General features: G+C 71.7%; 18 protein-coding genes and 1 pseudogene. 9 read left to right on the top strand and 10 right to left on the bottom strand.

Annotated features, from left to right (window positions below):
• On the bottom strand, positions 1-827 hold an 827-nt coding region (locus tag JHN45_RS19435; RefSeq protein ID WP_236583814.1), incomplete at its 3' end, for a methylmalonyl-CoA mutase family protein.
• Between the two features lie 112 nt (positions 828-939).
• Here JHN45_RS19435 and JHN45_RS19430 point away from each other — a divergent pair.
• Complete coding sequence (locus JHN45_RS19430; protein ID WP_236583813.1) at positions 940-1755, top strand: L,D-transpeptidase family protein; 816 nt, start codon at positions 940-942, stop codon at positions 1753-1755.
• Positions 1756-1957: 202 nt separating this feature from the next.
• Here the strand turns inward: JHN45_RS19430 and JHN45_RS19425 are convergent, their stop codons facing one another.
• From JHN45_RS19425 to JHN45_RS19415, 3 genes are all read right to left on the bottom strand, one after another.
• Positions 1958-3124, bottom strand: coding sequence for a hypothetical protein (locus JHN45_RS19425; protein WP_201049828.1), 1167 nt, complete (start codon positions 3122-3124; stop codon positions 1958-1960).
• Positions 3124-3786, bottom strand: coding sequence for an RNA polymerase sigma factor (locus tag JHN45_RS19420; RefSeq protein ID WP_200713663.1), 663 nt, complete (start codon positions 3784-3786; stop codon positions 3124-3126). Before JHN45_RS19420 ends, JHN45_RS19425 begins: the two co-directional genes overlap by 1 nt.
• 247 nt (positions 3787-4033) lie before the next feature.
• Entirely contained in the window at positions 4034-4249 is a 216-nt protein-coding gene (locus JHN45_RS19415) for a hypothetical protein (protein WP_236583812.1), read from the bottom strand.
• A gap of 457 nt (positions 4250-4706) precedes the next feature.
• Between JHN45_RS19415 and JHN45_RS19410 the strand changes: the two genes are divergently transcribed.
• The 8 genes and pseudogenes from JHN45_RS19410 to JHN45_RS19375 all read left to right on the top strand — a co-directional run bounded on the left by JHN45_RS19410 (position 4707) and on the right by JHN45_RS19375 (position 12788).
• Entirely contained in the window at positions 4707-5813 is a 1107-nt protein-coding gene (locus JHN45_RS19410; protein ID WP_200713678.1) for an ATP-binding protein, read from the top strand.
• Positions 5814-5833: 20 nt separating this feature from the next.
• Positions 5834-6649, top strand: coding sequence for a roadblock/LC7 domain-containing protein (locus tag JHN45_RS19405; RefSeq protein WP_200713679.1), 816 nt, complete (start codon positions 5834-5836; stop codon positions 6647-6649).
• Positions 6642-7028: a DUF742 domain-containing protein gene (locus JHN45_RS19400; RefSeq protein ID WP_019066890.1), complete on the top strand. Its 387-nt coding sequence runs from the start codon at positions 6642-6644 to the stop codon at positions 7026-7028. Before JHN45_RS19405 ends, JHN45_RS19400 begins: the two co-directional genes overlap by 8 nt.
• Before the next feature lie 4 nt (positions 7029-7032).
• Positions 7033-7593, top strand: coding sequence for an ATP/GTP-binding protein (locus tag JHN45_RS19395; RefSeq protein ID WP_200713664.1), 561 nt, complete (start codon positions 7033-7035; stop codon positions 7591-7593).
• Positions 7594-7601: 8 nt separating this feature from the next.
• Entirely contained in the window at positions 7602-8978 is a 1377-nt protein-coding gene (locus tag JHN45_RS19390) for a cytochrome P450 (protein WP_201049827.1), read from the top strand.
• Between the two features lie 89 nt (positions 8979-9067).
• Entirely contained in the window at positions 9068-10315 is a 1248-nt protein-coding gene (locus JHN45_RS19385) for a cytochrome P450 (RefSeq protein WP_201049826.1), read from the top strand.
• A gap of 40 nt (positions 10316-10355) precedes the next feature.
• Positions 10356-11124 (top strand): annotated as a pseudogene (locus tag JHN45_RS19380) (enoyl-CoA hydratase/isomerase family protein).
• A 398-nt stretch (positions 11125-11522) separates the two neighbouring features.
• Positions 11523-12788, top strand: a complete 1266-nt coding sequence (locus JHN45_RS19375) for an amidohydrolase family protein (protein ID WP_201049825.1) — start codon at positions 11523-11525, stop codon at positions 12786-12788.
• Positions 12789-12821: 33 nt separating this feature from the next.
• Here JHN45_RS19375 and JHN45_RS19370 read toward each other — a convergent pair whose 3' ends face one another.
• From JHN45_RS19370 to JHN45_RS19345, 6 genes are all read right to left on the bottom strand, one after another.
• Positions 12822-13013, bottom strand: coding sequence for a hypothetical protein (locus tag JHN45_RS19370; protein ID WP_234468800.1), 192 nt, complete (start codon positions 13011-13013; stop codon positions 12822-12824).
• The gene (locus tag JHN45_RS19365) at positions 13006-13656 is read right to left on the bottom strand and encodes an RNA polymerase sigma factor (RefSeq protein ID WP_201049824.1); all 651 of its coding nucleotides are present in this window, start codon (positions 13654-13656) and stop codon (positions 13006-13008) included. The genes JHN45_RS19370 and JHN45_RS19365 overlap by 8 nt, the downstream gene beginning before the upstream one ends.
• Positions 13657-14018: 362 nt before the next feature.
• Positions 14019-15494, bottom strand: a complete 1476-nt coding sequence (locus tag JHN45_RS19360) for a DHA2 family efflux MFS transporter permease subunit (protein ID WP_201049823.1) — start codon at positions 15492-15494, stop codon at positions 14019-14021.
• 124 nt (positions 15495-15618) lie between these two features.
• A complete protein-coding gene (locus JHN45_RS19355; RefSeq protein WP_200713672.1) occupies positions 15619-16005 on the bottom strand; it encodes a hypothetical protein in 387 nt (128 codons plus the stop codon).
• A 138-nt stretch (positions 16006-16143) separates the two neighbouring features.
• Positions 16144-16704: a hypothetical protein gene (locus JHN45_RS19350; RefSeq protein WP_200713673.1), complete on the bottom strand. Its 561-nt coding sequence runs from the start codon at positions 16702-16704 to the stop codon at positions 16144-16146.
• Positions 16701-17522 (bottom strand): DUF4328 domain-containing protein, encoded by an 822-nt coding sequence (locus tag JHN45_RS19345; RefSeq protein WP_201049822.1) that lies wholly within the window; start codon positions 17520-17522, stop codon positions 16701-16703. Before JHN45_RS19345 ends, JHN45_RS19350 begins: the two co-directional genes overlap by 4 nt.
• Positions 17523-17525: the final 3 nt, after the last annotated feature.

The following is a 17525-nucleotide window of genomic DNA, read 5'->3' as shown; positions in this document are numbered from 1 at the left end:
ATCCTGATCCTGCGCGCGGCACGGAACTTGGCGACCTCTTCGAGGAGTGTCGTACGCGCCACGAAGAAGAACGACAGCCTGGGTGCGAAGTCGTCGACGTCCATGCCGGCCGCGAGCGCGGTGCGGACGTACGCGATGCCGTCGGCGAGGGTGAAGGCGATCTCCTGCGCGGGCGAGGCACCGGCCTCCGCCATGTGGTAGCCGGAGATCGAGATCGTGTTCCACTTCGGGATCTCGGCGCCGCAGTAGCGGAAGATGTCGGCGGTCAGGCGGAGCGACGGCTCCGGGGGAAAGATGTACGTCCCCCTCGCGATGTACTCCTTCAGCACGTCGTTCTGGATCGTGCCCGTCAACTGCCCTGCCGCCACGCCCTGTTCCTCGCCGACCAGCTGGTACATCAGGAGGAGGAGGGCCGCCGGGGCGTTGATCGTCATCGACGTCGACACCTTGTCCAGCGGGATGCCGTCGAACAGCACCCGCATGTCGTCGACCGAGTCGACGGCCACACCCACCTTGCCGACCTCGCCGTGCGCGAGAGTGGCGTCGGAGTCGTGGCCCATCTGGGTGGGCAGGTCGAAGGCGACGGACAGGCCCGTCGTGCCGTGGGCGATCAGCTGCCGGTAGCGGGCGTTGGACTCGGCGGCCGTGCCGAAACCGGCGTACTGGCGCATGGTCCAAGGCCGCCCGGTGTACATGGACGGGTACACGCCCCGCGTGAAGGGGTACTCCCCCGGCTCGCCCAGCCGCTCGGCCGGGTCCCAGCCGGCGAGTGCCCCGGGGCCGTAGACGGGTTCGACGGGCAGACCGGACTCCGATTCGCGCACCATGGTGTGCACCTCCGGTCACCACGATGCCGCGCCGTTCGCGGCCCGTCATCCGGGGGTACGTGTCCGGGTGACACCGGTGAGACGGCGGGGGTCCGCGATGCGTAGTACGGGTATGGGGAGAGCGATCGTCGCCACGGCGGCCCTGTCGGCACTTCTGACGGTGTGCGGCTGCACGGTCCAGGGCACGGACTCGGACGGCAAGCACCACCTGCCGGTGCGCATCGAACTGCCGGGAGCCAAGACCAGTCCCCCGGCGACGACAAGCACGCCGGGCACGCCCAGTGCCGAACCCGCCGCGAACGTCCTGTGGTCGCGCGGCGACAGCGGCTCCGGAGTGCGCGAGCTGCAGGCGCGGCTACGGCAGGTCGACTGGCTCTTCGACGGGCCGACCGGGACCTACGACGACCTCACCGAACAGGCCGTCGCCGGTTTCCAGGGCAAGCGCGGGCTGCCGAGGACGGGCGAGACCGACAAGGTCACCTGGCAGCGGCTGGTGAGGATGACGCACGAGCCGGGCAAGTGGGACCTGTATCTGATGGGCGGCCAGCCCGCCGGAGCACCCGACCCGCGCTGCCTCACCGGCCGGGTGCTGTGCATCGACAAGACGACCCGCACCCTGCGCTGGATGATCGACGGACGGACGGTGTCGACGATGTCCGTCCGGTTCGGCGCGCAGTACACCCCGACCCGGGACGGTGTGTTCCACGTCTACTGGAAGGCCCGGGACTGGGTGTCGACGCTCTACAACTCCCCGATGCCGTATGCCATGTTCTTCAGCGGCGGCCAGGCGGTGCACTACTCCTACGACTTCTCGGCCCGGGGCTACGCGGGCGGCTCGCACGGCTGCGTCAACGTACGGGACGAGGCGGCGATCGCGAGTCTGTTCGCGCAGGTGCGGACCGGCGACAAGGTCGTCGTGTACCGGTGAGACGCGAGGGGAGATGTGCGGGGCGCGGGCGGGACCGGGGGAACGTGTCCCGCCCGCGCCGAGTGCACGAGCCGTAGGTACGGGGGGAACCCCGGCTCTGTGCGACGGCCGATGACCAGTCGGCTCACTCAGTACTGCGCCACGGGGCCCGAAAACGTCACACCCCGCGCGAAAAAAGTTCCGCGGATCACAAAACCACAGGTCAGAGGGCGCTGTACGTCGGGCCAGGCGCCGGTGCCCGCGAGGCGTCGGTCGTGTGCGACGGGGCCGGGACGGACGGTGTCCGCCGGGCGAGCGGGGTGAAGGCGGAGGGGGCCGGGGTGGCGACCACGCCGTTGCCCTTGTGCCCGCCGGCACTCCCGCCACTGCCGCTTCCGCTGCCACTGCCGCCGCCCGCGCTGCCGCCGCCCGGGGCGATCGGGGCCATGTTGCCGTTGCCCTCGCCTGCACCGCCCTGGCCGCCGCTCTGGTCGCCCTGGCTGCCTCCGGGACCGCTCTGGTCGCCGCCCTGGGAGCCGCCGCTCTTGCCGCTGCCGCCTTGGCCGTCCGTGCCACCGCCGGTCGCCTTGAGCAGGACCTTGCAGTACGTCCACACGTGGGAGGTGCCGCCCGCCGCGCCCTCCAGGGTGCGCTTGCGGCCGGGTTCCAGGGACTTGCCGTCGCGCACGGCGCGGCAGGAGGAGGCGACGGCCTTCCACCAGCCGCGCGAGTGGGAGGCCTCGTCGTCGCCGGTGCCGGCGGCGGGGGTGCGGTCCGTGCCGCCGCCGACCACCTCGCCGGAGGAGTCGTCGGAGCCGGCCGCACCACCGCCCGCCGAGGGGGTGCCCGAGCCGAAGGTGCCGCTGGGCGAGGGCGAGATCAGCGGGCGGTCCGGGGTCGCGGCGGCGGAGATCGAGGCGGCGGGCGCCGGGTCGTCGAACGGCGACGGCAGGACTCCCGTACCGGCCGCGACCGCGACCCCGCCGACCAGCCCGACGGCGACCGCGGCGGTCAGCGCGAACCGCGCGGATCTGCCGAGGCGCGGTGCCCCTGCGGTCTCCACGGGCCGCCCGAGCCGGACGAGCCCGGCGTCGGACGAGTGCGCGCGGCCGGGCCGGCCGAGGGCGGGCCGTTCGACATCGTTGCCGGTGCGCGCGGCCCGGAAGGCGGCCAACGCGGCTTCCTCGCCCGGGAGTTCGGCCTTGCCCCAGGTGGGTTCCACGGCCAGCGCGCCCAGGGTCCTGGCGAGCCGTTCGGCCTGGTCGCGGGCGGCCGGGTCGACGGCTTCGAGGGACTCGCCGCGCAGCAGCAGCTCGGCGGTTTCACGGTCCAGCCATCGGCCGGGGGGCCGGGGGGCGTCCCCCGGCACAGCAGAGCGCTCGTCGGCCATCACATGTCCTTCTGCGTCCGCGCACGCGTATGCGTCACAGTGGCGGACGTCACCGCGTGGTCGCGCGGCTCTCGCTGGGGTGGCAGGGCCTCGAGGGCCGCGGCCGATTCCGGGTCGCCGCCGAGCAGCTCCGCGAGCCGTTTCAGACCGCGGTGCGCGGCCGTGCGGACGGCGCCGGGCCGCTTGCCGAGGGTCTCCGCGGCGGTCTTGGCGTCGAGGCCCATCACCACCCGCAGGACGACGGCCTCGGCCTGGTCCTGGGGCAGCTGGGCGATGAGGGAGAGGGTGCGGTTGGTGGCGAGCGCCTCGATGGCCTCCACGGCCGTGTCGGACTCGGCGGCGCGGCCGGTCAGTTCGGTCTCGTCGCCGCCCGTCGCGGGGCGGCGGCCCCGCATCCGTATGTGGTCCAGGGCGCGGTTGCGGGCGATCCTGGCCGCCCAGCCCCGGAAGCGGTCCGCGTCCCCGCTGAAGCGGTCCAGGTCACGGGCGATCTGCAGCCAGGCCTCGGACGCGACGTCCTCGGCGTCGGGTTCGCCGACCAGTGTCCGTACGTATCCGAGCAACCGTGGGTGCACCGTGCGGTACACAGTCCGGAACGCGGTCTCGTCCCCGTCCTGTGCCGCAAGCACCGCGGCGGTCAGCTCCGCGTCGTCCCCCAGCACGTGGTCCCTCGAATTTTGTCGGTCGCGGCCGCCCTCCGGCGCGAAAGGCACGTTACGACCTGAAACTGTCCCTCGTCCATGTCCGTACAACGTGCAACTACATGCTTCGGGCGTGCGGTGTGACAGAAAACGCACTCCTGACGCTGTAGAGAGTACGGGCCGCCGCGCGGCCCGTGCCGCGCGACGGCCGGGGCCTCTCCTGTGGGGGGTGGCGGCCCCGGCCGTTGCCGCGACGGCCGGCCCGTGCTCACTCCTCCGGGTCGGGCCACGTCGCCACCAGCGCCCGCAGATCTGCAAAGCGGGGGCCGGGGACCGACTCCCGGGTGGGTTCACCGTTGAGCAGGCACACCTGCTCGGGGGCGCCGTCGCCGGTGTCGAACAGGCAGCAGACTCCGCCGCTGTCGGCGGTGAGGTCGGTGAACGCCTTCCTCACACGGTCCGACCGCGCGAACAGACGGCTCATCTCCGACGTCGCCGCCCAGCACTCCACCGACGTGTAACCGGGGTGCGGCAACGACTCGAACCGGACCGTGACGTAGACGTACCCGATCCTGATCCGCCCGTCCGCCGCTGACCGATCCTGCGGCGCCGGGGCCCTCGATGTCTCGCTAGGGTCAACACCCCTTACGCAGCAGGCGTGTTAACTCCGTGAAACCCGATGGAGCGACCTCCGATACTCACGGTTGACGGTGATAGCATTCCGCCGTCTGCGACCTTGATCCACATTTGGTCAGGCCTTGAGTCTGAACGCGGTGATCCCTCCGCGTCGATCAGTCATGCAGTCCCCTGGACGGGTTGCGGATCCTTGCAAGGCGTACCCGATGACGCCTGCGTGCCACGCGCCGGGAAAGGTTTCCATGACTCAAGACGTGCTTCTTTGGTGCCTGGTTGCGATAGCGGTGACAGCCGTAGCCGCAGTCGTGGCGCTCGTGCTCCGCAGCAGAGCCCTGGGGCGGAGGAAGAGGGAGTCCGAGGCCGCGCTGGAGGCGCGGCTGCGCTACGCGCAGGGTGAACTCGACCGCGCCCAGGCCGCGTTGACCACCATGCGGGACGAGCAGGACGAGGTCATCCGCGAGGCGGGGCAGGCCGCCGAGGAGAACACCAAGTCGGTCCTCAAGGGTGCCGCCCGCTTCCTGCAGAGCCTCGCGGCCGAGCAGACCACGCTGCTGGACGGGGTCCAGCGCGAGTACGGCGGCCACGCGGTCCTCTCCGACCTGATGGACATCACCCACGCCAACGCCCAGATGGCCCGCAAGGCGCAGGGCATCGCCGTCATGTGCGGCGCGCCGCTGGGCCGTCGCAACCAGCCCGCCAGCGTCTACGACGTCGTCCGCAGCGCCCAGAGCCAGATCCGCAACTTCCAGCGGGTCGAGATCATGCAGCCCAGCGGCATCGCGCTGAAGGCCTCGGCCGTCGCGCCGGTCGCCCTGGCCGTGGCCGAACTCCTCGACAACGCGGCCAGCTTCTCCCAGGCGGACGCCCCGATCGAGGTCACCTTCCGGCAGGCGCAGAAGAACCTGTGCATCGTCATCGACGACGCCGGTGTCGGCATGGGCGACGAGGACCGGCAGCGGGCCAGCGCCCTCCTGTCCGGCGAGGGCCTGCCCCGGCTGTCCCAGCTGGGCACCCAGCCGAAGTTCGGCTTCCCCGTCATCGGTCTGATCGCCCGTCAGCACGGCTTCACGGTGGATGTCACCGGTGTCTCCCGGTACGGCGGCGTACGGGCCGTCGTACTCCTGCCCGAGGAGCTGTGGACCATGGAGGAGGCCCTGCCGCCGGCCACCGAGGCGCCCGTGAGCAGCATCCGGCCGATGGAGACGGGACGGTCGGCGCGTACGGCGGGCGGCCTGCCGAAGCGCGGCTCCCGGATGTCGCCCACCGGTGTCGGCACCGGTGGCGAGCAGTCGCCCCGGCGCAGTGCCCGGCGCGGCACCGGCAGCCTGGCGGCCCTGCAGCGCGGTACGCAGTCCGCGCGCGACACGGCCTCCTTCGACATTCCGACGCCCGGAGGGTCCGAAAACGCATGAGTACAGCAGACCTGTCCTGGATGGTCCAGGACATCGTGGACAACGTGCCGAGAGCACGGCACGCCGTGGTGCTGTCCGCGGACGGTGTACCGCGCGGGTCCACGGACGACCTGACCGGCCAGGACGTGCGGACCATCTCCGCGGCCATGGCGGGGATGCAGTCGCTCAGCCGGGCCACCGCCCACTTCGCCGGACTGGCCCAGAACCGGAACTGGATCCAGACGGTCATCGAGTTCCAGCACGGCTGGGTGTTCCTGATCGGGGCCGGGCAGGGTGCCTATCTGGCCGCCGCCGCGGAGCCCGACGTGGACATGGAGCAGCTGTCGTTCCGGATGAACCGGCTGGTCTCCCGGCTGGGCAACAACCTCACGGTTCCGGCGCGGGTGGCCGGGAGCGAGCCGGCCCATCCCGGGGACGGTGCCGGGGCACCGCTGGACGGCGGGGGCGGCGGGGTCTTCCTGCTCGCGGAGCTGGACAAGGCGGTGGCGTCGGTGCCGGGCGCGCTGCACGCGCTGCTGCTGGGCGCGGACGGGCTGCCGCGCGGGGCGAGTTCGGGGATCGGCAGGAACCTCGCGGACACGATCTCGGCGGCCATGACCGGCATCCACGCCTACAGCCGGGCGACCGCGCCGTTCGCGGGCGGCCAGCAGGACGACGAGTGGATACAGACGGTCATCGAGTTCGAGCACGGCTGGGTGTTCCTGATCGCGGCCGGCGAGGGCGCCTTCCTCGCGGCGGCCGCCGAACACGGCTGTGACATCGAGGAGTTCACCGTACGGCTGGGCGACACGATGCCGGTGCTGGCCGCCGGGGGAGGAAGGACGGGCGATGAGTGACGAACTGGACAGCGAGCTGGAGCTGACGGCTCCATTAGTCCCACTCTTCGTCATCGCGCAGGGTCGCGCGCTGCCGCGGGAGAGCGAGTACGAGCACACCACGATCATCACGGCCCAGGACGGTGCGGTGGCGGCGGCGCGGACGCTCGCCCCGGAAGCCCGTACGGTCCTGGATCTGATCGCGGACGGGTTCCTCTCGGTCGCCGAGGTCGCCGCCCACACCCGGCTGCCCCTCGGCATCGTCCGCATCCTGTTGGCGCAGATGGCCGAGGACGGCCTGATCCATGTGCGCAATCCGGTGCCCCATGCCGAACGCCATGATCCCGTCCTGCTGACCGCCGTGCTCGACGGCCTGATGCGAATTCGAACCGGAGCGTAGTCCCGTGTATCTGGATCCCGACGTCTCCCGCTCCGTGAAGATCCTGGTCGTGGGCCACTTCGCGGTCGGGAAGACCACGTACATCGGAAGTGTCTCCGAGATAGAACCGCTCCAGACCGAGGAGGAGATCACCGAAGCCAGCGAGGGGCTCGACGATCTCTCCGACACCCCGGACAAGACGACCACGACCGTGGCGATGGACTTCGGGCGCCTCACCCTCGGCGAGGACCTGGTCCTCTACATCTTCGGAACCCCCGGGCAGGAGCGGTTCAAGCAGATGTGGGAGGGGCTGTCCCGGGGAGCCCTGGGGGCGCTGGTCCTGGCGGACCCCGAGCGGCTGGAGGAGACGTTTCCGGTCCTCGACCTGGTCGAGGCGTTCGGTCTGCCGTATGTCATCGGCGTCAACACGTTCGAGGGGAAGCACCAGTTCCCGCTCGACGAAGTGTGCGAGGCACTCAACATCTCCGAGGACACCCCGGTCATCCACTGTGACGTCCGGGACCAGGACTCCTCGATGCAGGCACTCATCACGCTCGTGAAGCACCTCTTGTCCTCACTCGGCTAGGAGCCAGCATGCAACAGTCCTTCGACCCGGCCGGGGCACCGGCCGGCTGCCCCGCGCACGGCAACCTCCCGCTGTACGGGCCCGAGTTCGGCTCCGACCCCGAGAGCACGTACGCCAAACTGCGCACGCTGGGGCCCAGCGCCCCGGTCGACATCGCGCCGGACGTCGAGGTCGAGCTGGTCACCAGTTACGACGCCAGTCTCTACATCCTGCAGAACCCGACCCTGTTCATACGGGACTCGCGCCGCTGGAACGCCCTGAACGAGGGCAGGGTGCCCGCGGACAGCCCGGCCGTGCCCATGATGGGTTACCGCCCCAACGCCATGTTCAGCGACGGCGCGGCGCACGCCCGGCTCCGGCAGGCGGTCACGGACAGTCTCGCGACCGTCGACCAGAGCCGGATCGTCCGGCTGACGCAGCAGTCGGCCGACTACCTGATCAGCCAGTTCAGTTCCGAGGCTCTCGGCCAGGCGGAGTTGATGTCCGCCTACGCCCAGCCGCTGCCGCTGCTGGTCTTCGGCGAGCTGTTCGGCTGCCCGCCCGAGCTCGGCGACCGGGTGATCGCCGCGATCACCGGCCTCTTCCAGGGTGTCCCGGGTTCCGACGAGGCCCTGGGCGCCGCGGTCCTCGAACTGATCGCGCTGAAGCGCCGGCAGCCCGGCGAGGACCTCACCACCCGGCTGATGGTGCACTCCTCCCGGCTGACCGACGAGGAGGTGCTGCACCAGCTCGTGACCCTGCTGGGCGGCGGCACCACCCCGCTGGCGGCCTCGATCGGCACCAGCGCCGCGCTGTACCTCAGCGACGACTGGCCGACCGGCCTGCCGGTCGAGGACGCGGTCGTGAAGACCTTGTGGAACTACTCGCCGATCGCCAACTACGCGGGCCACTACCCCACGCAGGACGTCGAGTTGGGCGACCGGACCATCCGGGCGGGCGACCCGGTCCTGATCTCCTTCGCGGCGGCCAACACCGACCCCAAGCTGACCGCGCACCGCGAACAGCTCAGCTCCAAGGCCCACTTGGCGTTCGGCGCGGGCCCGCACGGGTGCCCGGCGAAGGACCCCGCGTTCATGATCACGGCCACCGCCGTCGAGTCCCTGCTCAACCGGCTGCCCGATGTCGAGATGCGCGTCCCCTTCAAGGAGCTGTCGTGGGTGCCGGCGCCGTGGAGCCGCGGGCTGGTGACCCTGCCCATCCGCTACACGCCCCGCACCGTGCCGTCCGCGACGCAGGCCCGGCCGGTCCGGCCGTCGTCCGCTCAGACCGCGCCGTCGCCCGCCGCCATGCCGCAGCAGGTCGCGGCCGGCCGGCCGTCCCACGCCGCTCCGAAGCCCAAGGGCGGGATGTTCAGCCGCTTCCGCGCCTGGGTGAATGGCGAGTGACGTAAGCAACCCTACGAACGCACTGTGTTATTGGATGATTCAAGAATCCCACGGGTACGGATGGCGGCTGGCAGAGAGGAGCCACCATCGTGGGAAGCGGCACGACTCCGTCCGCGGACCGTCGGGCCACCGTCTCCCTGTTCTCCCGCCTCCGGACGGCTGAGGGACAGGCCGATCCCTTCCCCATCTACGCAGAACTCAGGGCGCGCGGCACCATCAGCCCCGCGCCCTGGGGCGGTCACCTCGTGACCAGCTACCACGCCTGCGACCAAGTACTGCGCAACGGCTTCTGGCTCGAAGCGGACACCGACTGGCGGGCTCAGCAGGGCCCGCGCAGCCGCTGGAACGCACCCTCCTCACGTGAGATCAGCCGAACCCTGCTCGCGCTCAACCCTCCGGAGCACACCCGGGTACGCCGGTCGTTCGGCACCTTCGACCGTGCCGACGTCGAAGAGATCGGCCGCCCGGTGAGCCGGATCATCGAGCGCCTCCTCGACACCCTGCATGAGCGCCTCCGTTCGGGGGAGGCCGACTTCACCGCACTGGTCAACGAGGAACTCCCGGTCGCCACCATCGGCGGCTGGCTCGGGCTGCCCAGCGCCGACTGGCCCCGGCTGCGCGCCCTGACCCACGAACAGGTCTTCTCCCAGGAGCTGCTTCCGAACGCCGGCCAGGTGGCCCGTTCCGACGCCGCCACCGCGGAACTGCGCACCTACTTCACGGAGTTGGTGCGCGAGCGGCGCGCACACCCCGGGGACGATCCCGTCTCGGCGTGGATCCGCACCTGGGACGAGCTCGAACCGGACCGGGACAAGGCCGACGAGGCCGTCTGCTTCCTCGCCCTGTTCGTCGTGCCGGCCGCCATGGAGACGACCGCGACGATGCTGTCGAGCACGGTTCTCCGGCTGGTCGAGGACCCCGAACGCTGGAGCCTGCTCGCCGAACACCCGGACCTCGTCCACGAGTTCGTGGAGGAGGCCCTTCGCTACGACCCTCCCCTCCACCTCATCGGCCGGGTCGCCTCCGACGACTGCCTCCTGGAGGGCACCGAGGTCCGGGCCGGGGAGATGATCTACCTCATGACGGGCGCCGCCCACCGCGACCCCGCCCGGTACACCGACCCCGAATCCTTCGACCCCTGGCGCAAGGCGCCCCATCTGGCCTTCGGCGGAGGCATCCACTACTGCCTGGGCGCACCCCTGGCCCGGATGGAGGCGCAGACCCTGCTCCACCGCATGATCGCCCGTCTGCCTCGGCTCACCGTGGTCCGCCGCCCCGCGTGGGCACCCCGGGTGGCGTTCAGGCGGATCCTCAACCTGGACGTTCCACTGACATGAACCCGCCAACGATGCCCGGTGCCGTCGCGCCCGCCCCCGCATGGAGCCCGTGGACCCCGCGGAGCCCGCACCTCCCGCCCCCGTGGGCCTCACCCGGACCGGATCCGTCCTCCCTGTACGGCTCAACCCGTCCGCCCAGGACGACGTCCTGAGCTCGGCGGTCCTGGACGCGCTCATCGCCGTACTCGACGGCCTCCACGAGCAGCCGGACTCCAGATCCTGGTGCTCTCCTCCCTGGGCAAGGACTTCTGCCTGGGAGCGGACCGCCGGAAGTACCAGGAGTCGCCGGCCGGCGATCCGACCGGGGCCACGCTGCGGCGCATCGCGGACAAGGCCCACCGGCTGAGCCAGGCCCTGGAGAACACCCACGCCGTCACCATCGCCCGGCTCCACGGCGGCGTCATCGGCGCCGGCCTCGCGCTCGCCGCCCACTGCGATCTGCGCGCGGGGGCGGACACCTGCCGCTTCCGCATGCCGGAGATCGGCCTCGGACTCGCACCCACCTGGGGAGGCGCGACGGGGCGCCTGATCACCGAGGCCGGTGTCGCCCGGGTCCGCGAACTCCTGCTCACCTGCGACGAGTTCGACGCCCCACCGCCCACCACCTCGGGCTCCTGCACAAGGTCGCACCCCTCGACCAACTGGACGACGCCGTCACCGCCTGGACCGGACCCCTCGCCCGGCGCTCCCCGCAGGCGCTCGTCCTCACGAAACGCATGCTCGCCGGCTACGCGAAGGCCGCCCGCACCAGCGACACCGCCCTGCTCGACGCCCACCTCCTTGCAGCTCAACTCGCCCAGCCGCGCTGAGCGGTACGCCAGTGCCGTCCGGGGTGGGACCCACCCCGGACGGCACTGGCCCAGGGCCTGTCGTCTGGATCATGCCGGCGTCGCGGAGCGTGGCACGCGCTCCCCCACTGCCTTGAAGGCGTGGCGGACCCCCAGCCGCGTTGTCGTCGGTCACCGACGTCCCCCAGCCTTCGGCCGGGAGGTGCCCCCACCGCGCCGCCCGCGGCGGAGCCGCTGATGTCAACGTCTCCTCCGCCTTGCAGCTGCACGCACCACGCCCCGCTCGGGTCGACCGACAAGTCACCGTGACCCAGGCCGGCCTGATCCGGACGACAGGCCCTGGGCGCATGCGGTCCGGTGTCCCGGCCACCGGACCACGGCGCGTGCCGAGTGCGGTCGGTGCGCGATACACGTGGGTCATGCCTGACAACAGTGAACGTCGCTCGTCGGCCCCTGTCGTGTTCACCGGTGTCCGTCTGGTCGACGGGACCGGAGCCCCGCCCGTCGAGTCGGCGGCCGTGGTCGTGGAGGACGGCAGGTTCACCTACGCCGGGCCGGAGCACGCGAGACCCGAGCCGGACGGGGCGACGGTCGTCGACTGCCGCGGACGCACCCTGCTGCCCGGGTTCTTCGACTGCCATCTGCACTTCCTCATGGACAGCAACGCCGACTTCACCGGCAGACTGCTGACCAACCGGCCCACGGTCACCGTCTTCGAACGGGCCCGCCGTATGCGCGAGACCCTGCACGCCGGCATCACGACGGCCCGCGACCTCGGCGGCATCGACGCCGGCTACCGCGACGCCGTGGCGCTCGGCCTGATCGAGGGCCCCCGGCTCCATGTCGCGCTGCGGCTGATGAGCCACACCGGCGGCCACGCCGACTTCAGCATGCCCAGCGGCTACGACCCCTCGGCCCTCCTCGACCCGTTCAGCGAACTGGCCGACGATCCCGGCCAGGTCCGGCTGGCGACACGGCGGTTGCTGCGCGACGGCGCGGACGTCATCAAGATCTGCGCGACCGGCGGCGTCAACAGTCCGAGCGACCAGCCCGAGGACGAGGGCCTGACCGTGGAGGAGATAGCCACGGTCGTGGACGAGACCCGCCGGCACCGCGGCCGGCCCGTCGCCGCGCACGCGCAGGGCACGGTGGGCATCAAGAACGCCCTGCGCGGCGGGGTGACCAGCGTCGAGCACGGCTACCTCATCGACGACGAGGGCATCGATCTGATGCTGGAGAAGGGCGCGTTCCTGGTCCCGACGCTGTCGACGTTCCATGTCGAGCGGAGCCGCTTCACCCCCGCCGCCTACGAGAAGAAGGCCCGGCTCGCGGAGGCGGCGGCGACCCGGCTGGGCGAGGCGGTGCGGCGCGGGGTGAAGGTCGCCCTCGGTACGGACGCGGGCGCCGTTCCCCACGGGCACAACCTCCAGGAGCTGGGCCACATGGTGCGGTTGGGCCTGTCACCGCTGGACGCCGTCCGCGCGGGAACGCTGACGTCCGCCCAACTCCTGGGTCTGGACGAGTCGTTGGGCACGGTCGAGGTCGGGAAGATCGCCGACGTCGTGGTGTGCGAGGGCGATCCCGTCACCGACATCGACCTGCTCGGGGATCCGGCGAACGTGGTGCTGGTCATGCAGGAGGGCCGGATCGTCAAGCACGGCAGGCCAGTTGGGGCAGCGGCGTAGGCACGGTGTCCGGGTTCGCGTGGGCCGGGGGGCTCACGCGGACCCGGGGCGCCAGTCGTCCTCGCTCCGGGTACCGGTCGCGTGGCCGGTCGCGTGCGTGCCGGAGTCCCTGGCCACCCGGAACGCGGCCACCGCCCGCCGCTCCGCCTCGTCGTCCACGACGACATCGCGCAACGCGGCGCCCAGCAGGGCCGGGAAGCCGTCGCCGTTCCGCTGCTCAGTCATCTCCGTGTCCATCCGTCGCCGAACCGTCGTCCGACTCCCCCAGCGTCCTGGTGCCGGCATCCGTCACACCCTCCGCGGCGAGTTCACGGGCCAGCCGCTTCAGCCCCCGGTAGGCCGCGGTGCGTACCGCGCCCGGGCGTTTGCCCAGGACCCGGGCGGCGGCCGGACCGTCGAGACCCACGACGACACGGAGCAGGACCGCCTCCGCCTGGTCGCGGGGCAGGCCGCGGACCAGGTCGAGGGCGTGCTCGGTGGAGAGGGACTCCAGCGCCTGGTCATGGGTGCTGTGCGGACCGGGAAGTTCGAACACGTCCTGTTCGAGCGTGGCCGACCGGGGCCGCACCCGCTGTCTGCGCAGGTGGTCCAGTGCCCGGTGCCGGGCGATGGTCGCCGTCCAGCCGCGGAAGCCCGCCCCGTCGCCCCGGAAGCGGCCGAGGTCACGGGCGATCTCCAGCCAGGCGTCGGCCGCCACGTCCTCGGCCTCGTCGCCGACCAGCCCGCGCAGATACCCGAGCAGCCCCGGCTGCACGATCCGGTACGCGACCGCGAAGGCGCTGTCGTCGCCCTCCTGGGCGCGCGCGACAGCGGCACCCAGTTCCCCGTCGTGCGCGTGCCCGCGGCGGGGCTCGCCTGTCTGGCCCAAGGACTGTCCTCGTCCGTACGCTCCACGTGACGTACCGCGTCACGTACCGAGTTCGCGAAGAATCCGTACCGGGCGCGGCGGTCCCCCCGCACCCCCCATCGCCATCAGCGCCGGACCTCACAGAAGTGTCACAGCGTCAGCGCCGCGATCGCCGGGCACCGCACGGCCGTTGAGGCCCCGGCATCGGCACGGGCCGACGGACACCCGCCAAGTCCCCCCGTTCGGCGGCCTCTTGGTGTACGGCGGCCTTCCGCACCCGGCGGGCGCTCAACCCAACGGTCGCCGCTCGGGCGGCGGCACCCCGTCCGCGGTGCCGCCCCTCGATCCCGAAGGTGCCGCCCCTCGATCCCGAACTCGTCGCCCTAGAGCGTTGTGTCCACCGGCTGTTGGGGCGTCTCCGCCGCCACCGCGCCCGGGGCGGGAACGCGGTCCGCGTTCACCAGGACGCCGGCGATGAGCGCGGCCAGCAGGATCGAGGCCATCGCCCACCAGGTCGCGACGTTGAAGCCGTGCACCGCGGCCTTCGCCTCAAGGAGCTGCTTGTTCACACCGGGGCCCGCGTGCGCGGTGGCGTAGCGGGCGGTGACCGTGGCGGCGATCGTGTTCAGGAGGGCCGTACCGATCGAACCGCCCACCTGCTGGGCGGTGTTGAAGGTGGCGGAGGCGGCGCCGGAGTCGCGCGGGGCGACACCGCCCGTGGCCAGGGACACCGAGGTCATCATCGCCGTACCCATGCCGAGGCCGAGCATCAGCATGCCGGGCAGGATGTACGTGGCGTACGCGGGCTCCACCCCGACCTGGGCGATCAGCGCGAGCGCGCCCGCCGCGACCAGCAGGCCCGGGACCATCAGGGTGCGCGGCGGGACCTTGTAGAGGAGCCGGGCCGCGACCTGCGTGGAACCGGTGATCATGCCGACGGTGATGGGGAGATAGGCGACGCCCGTCTTGACCGGCGAATAGCCGAGGACGCGCTGCATGTAGTAGGTGAGGAAGAGGAACACGCCGAACATGCCGATGGTGACGAACAGGATGGTGAGGAACGCCCCGACCCGCTGACGGTCCTTCACCACCGACATCGGCAGCAGCGGCACCCGTGCCCGGGTCTGCCAGTACCCGAACGCGCCGAGCAGGACGACACCGGCGGCGAGCAGGCCCAGGACGAGTCCGTCGCCCCAACTCCTCGACTCCGCCTCGGAGAAGCCGTAGACGAGAGTGAGCATGCCGAGGGAGCCGAGCAGTGCGCCGGGGATGTCGAGGTGGGCCTCCGGGTGCCGGGAACTGTCGCTGAGCAGCACCCAGGCGCCGGCGAACGCGACCAGCGCGATGGGCACGTTGACGTAGAGGCACCAGCGCCAGTCCAGGTACTGGGTGAGGAAGCCGCCCGCGAGGAGCCCAACTGCCGCTCCCGCACCGACAATCGCGCCGAACACTCCGAAGGCCTTGCCGCGGTCCTTGGGGTCGGTGAACGTCGTCGTGAGCAGCGACAGCGCCGAGGGGGCGAGGAGCGCGGCGAAGACTCCCTGCAGCGCCCTGGCGCCGAACAGCATGCCCTGGTTGGCCGCGGCGCCGCCGAGCGCGGACGCGGCGGCGAAGCCGATCAGGCCGATCATGAAGGTGTTCTTGCGTCCGGCGAGGTCCGCGATCCGGCCGCCGAGCAGCAGCAGTCCGCCGAAGGCGAGGGTGTAGGCGGTGATGACCCACTGCCGGTTCCCGTCCGACATCCCCAGGTCGGTCTGGGCGGACGGCAGTGCGATGTTGACGATGGTCATGTCGAGGACGACCATCAACTGCGCGAGCGCGATGACGACCAGCGCCCACCAACGACGATTGTCGGCCATGTACCCTCCCCGGTCCGGCAGTTGCCCTCATCGTCCTCCCGGACCTCCCCCTTGGGGAACGCCAGCGTCTCTTATTACGCCGATTTTGCCGAGCACGGCGCCCCGGGACGCCCGCCGAACTCCCTTACCCCTGTACGCCGTTCACCGCGTCCCGGCACAGCAGCCGCAGCGAACCGTGCCCGCCGAAACACCGCCGCGCCTCGTCCACCGGGTCCCACAGCCGCCCGTCCGGAGTACGCAGCCAGTGCTCACCGCCGGTCGCCCACCACTCGGCACCGGTCTGCCACGCGATCACCTCGCCGGCGTACGCCCCGAAGCCGCGCAACTCGCTCTCGACGGCGGCGTACGGCGCGCCCTCCCGCCGTATCTCCTCGATCATCCGGTCGACGCGCCACAGGCTCCGCGCCGAGTAGTCGAGGCGCACCCTGGCGCCCTCGCGCATCATCGCCACCGCGTCCGCGGCCCACCGCACGGGCTGCGCGGCGGCTCTGGGCCGCGACCGCTCTCTCATCCGCTCTGTCACCACACCAGGAGAAGCACGGCCGGGCACTCTTCCGGCACCACGATCCGGACATTCCCCCGGACCGGCGCAGGACCGCCCCACACTCACCGCACGACGCTCACAGACCGCGCGGAAACGGGATTCCTCTCATCCCCGGCCGCGGGCCCGCCGCGACACCACCGCGCGCAGGACCCGGCGGCCCTCCGTCGACACGGCCAGCACCTGACGGAGTCCGCCCGGGGCCGGGCCGGAGAGGAGTTCGAGGACGGTGATCTGGCGGCGCAGTTCGGCGGCGACGAGCGGCGAGATCCCGTCCGTACGGCCGGCCCGGCGGGCGTCGACCGGGGAGCCGTCGTCGGCGGGGTCGAGGAGCTGATGGATGCGCAGCGAGGCGACCGAGCAGATGTCGGCCCACTCCCGCACCGCGGGGTCGGCCGGTACGTCCGGGGCGGTGTCGAGCATCCGCCGGGCGAGCGGCGCGGCCAGATCCTCACCGGGTTCCTCGAAGAGGGCGGGCAGTTCACCGCGCGCCTTCTCCAGCCGTTCGCCCCACTCCTCCCCCACCGCGCCGTCCGCGAGGCCGGCCCACAACGGCCGCAGCACCTCGTCGCCACCGCCCAGCAGCGGTACGCACCGATCCAAACAAGCCAGCCCACTGACGGCCAGTGCGCGTTCGTCGGCCCGAGCGATCAGTTCCACCAGACTCATCCGAACCTCCCTCTGCGGGGCCCCTCCCCTTTGGGGCCCGCGTCTCCCCAGACTGCGTGCTCCACCCCGGGAGTGTCACACGGGAGCACCCCGTGCAGGTCGAGAAAGCGGAAGAAGAGATTTTCGGCCAACCGGCGGTCAGACCGCGAGCGCACGCCGGGCCCCGCCAGGATCTTCGCGTGCTGCATGCGGGTCAGTCGCAGCACGACGAGGATCGCGAGGACGGCGGCCACGATCTCGACGGCGTGGGCGAGCAGCGACAACAGGAGGACGGCGCGGTTCGCGTCGGGCGTGAAGTCGATCTCGTAGTGCATGTCGCCGAGCCGGTCGGCGACGATCGACAGGACGCACAGCGTCCACCAGAGGTTGACCAGCAGATGCGACCTGCGGGCGCCCGGGGCCGGCCGACTGGCGTCCCAGATCTCCAGGGTGATCCGGCGCGGGTACCAGAGGTTGAGCCCCGGGGCGAACCAGCCGGCGACCGCCCACCAGGCCTGCATGCTCTGCTCGCCCGGATCGAACACCTCGGCGTTGGCCCGCACCCGCACGAACCAGCTCAGGTACCCGATCACACACACGACCAGCGCGCCCGTGTGCACACGACCGGCCAGCGAGCCGAGCGAATGCGCCGCCTCCACCCGCCGGAACACCGCGTCGCCGCCCGCGCCGCCCATGACGTCGCCTATCACGTCGTAGAACCTGAAGTCGGCGTAGACGGCGAACAGATCGACGGCGATCACCAGCCCGAGCAGCGCGACGGCGATCCGGCCGAGGCCGACCGGCGAACGCGGCCGGGACACGGATATGAATGTGGACATGCT

Source organism: Streptomyces sp. MBT53, assembly GCF_016654115.1.
Taxonomy (GTDB): Bacteria; Actinomycetota; Actinomycetes; order Streptomycetales; family Streptomycetaceae; genus Streptomyces.
This window is presented reverse-complemented; position numbering and strand designations above follow the sequence as displayed.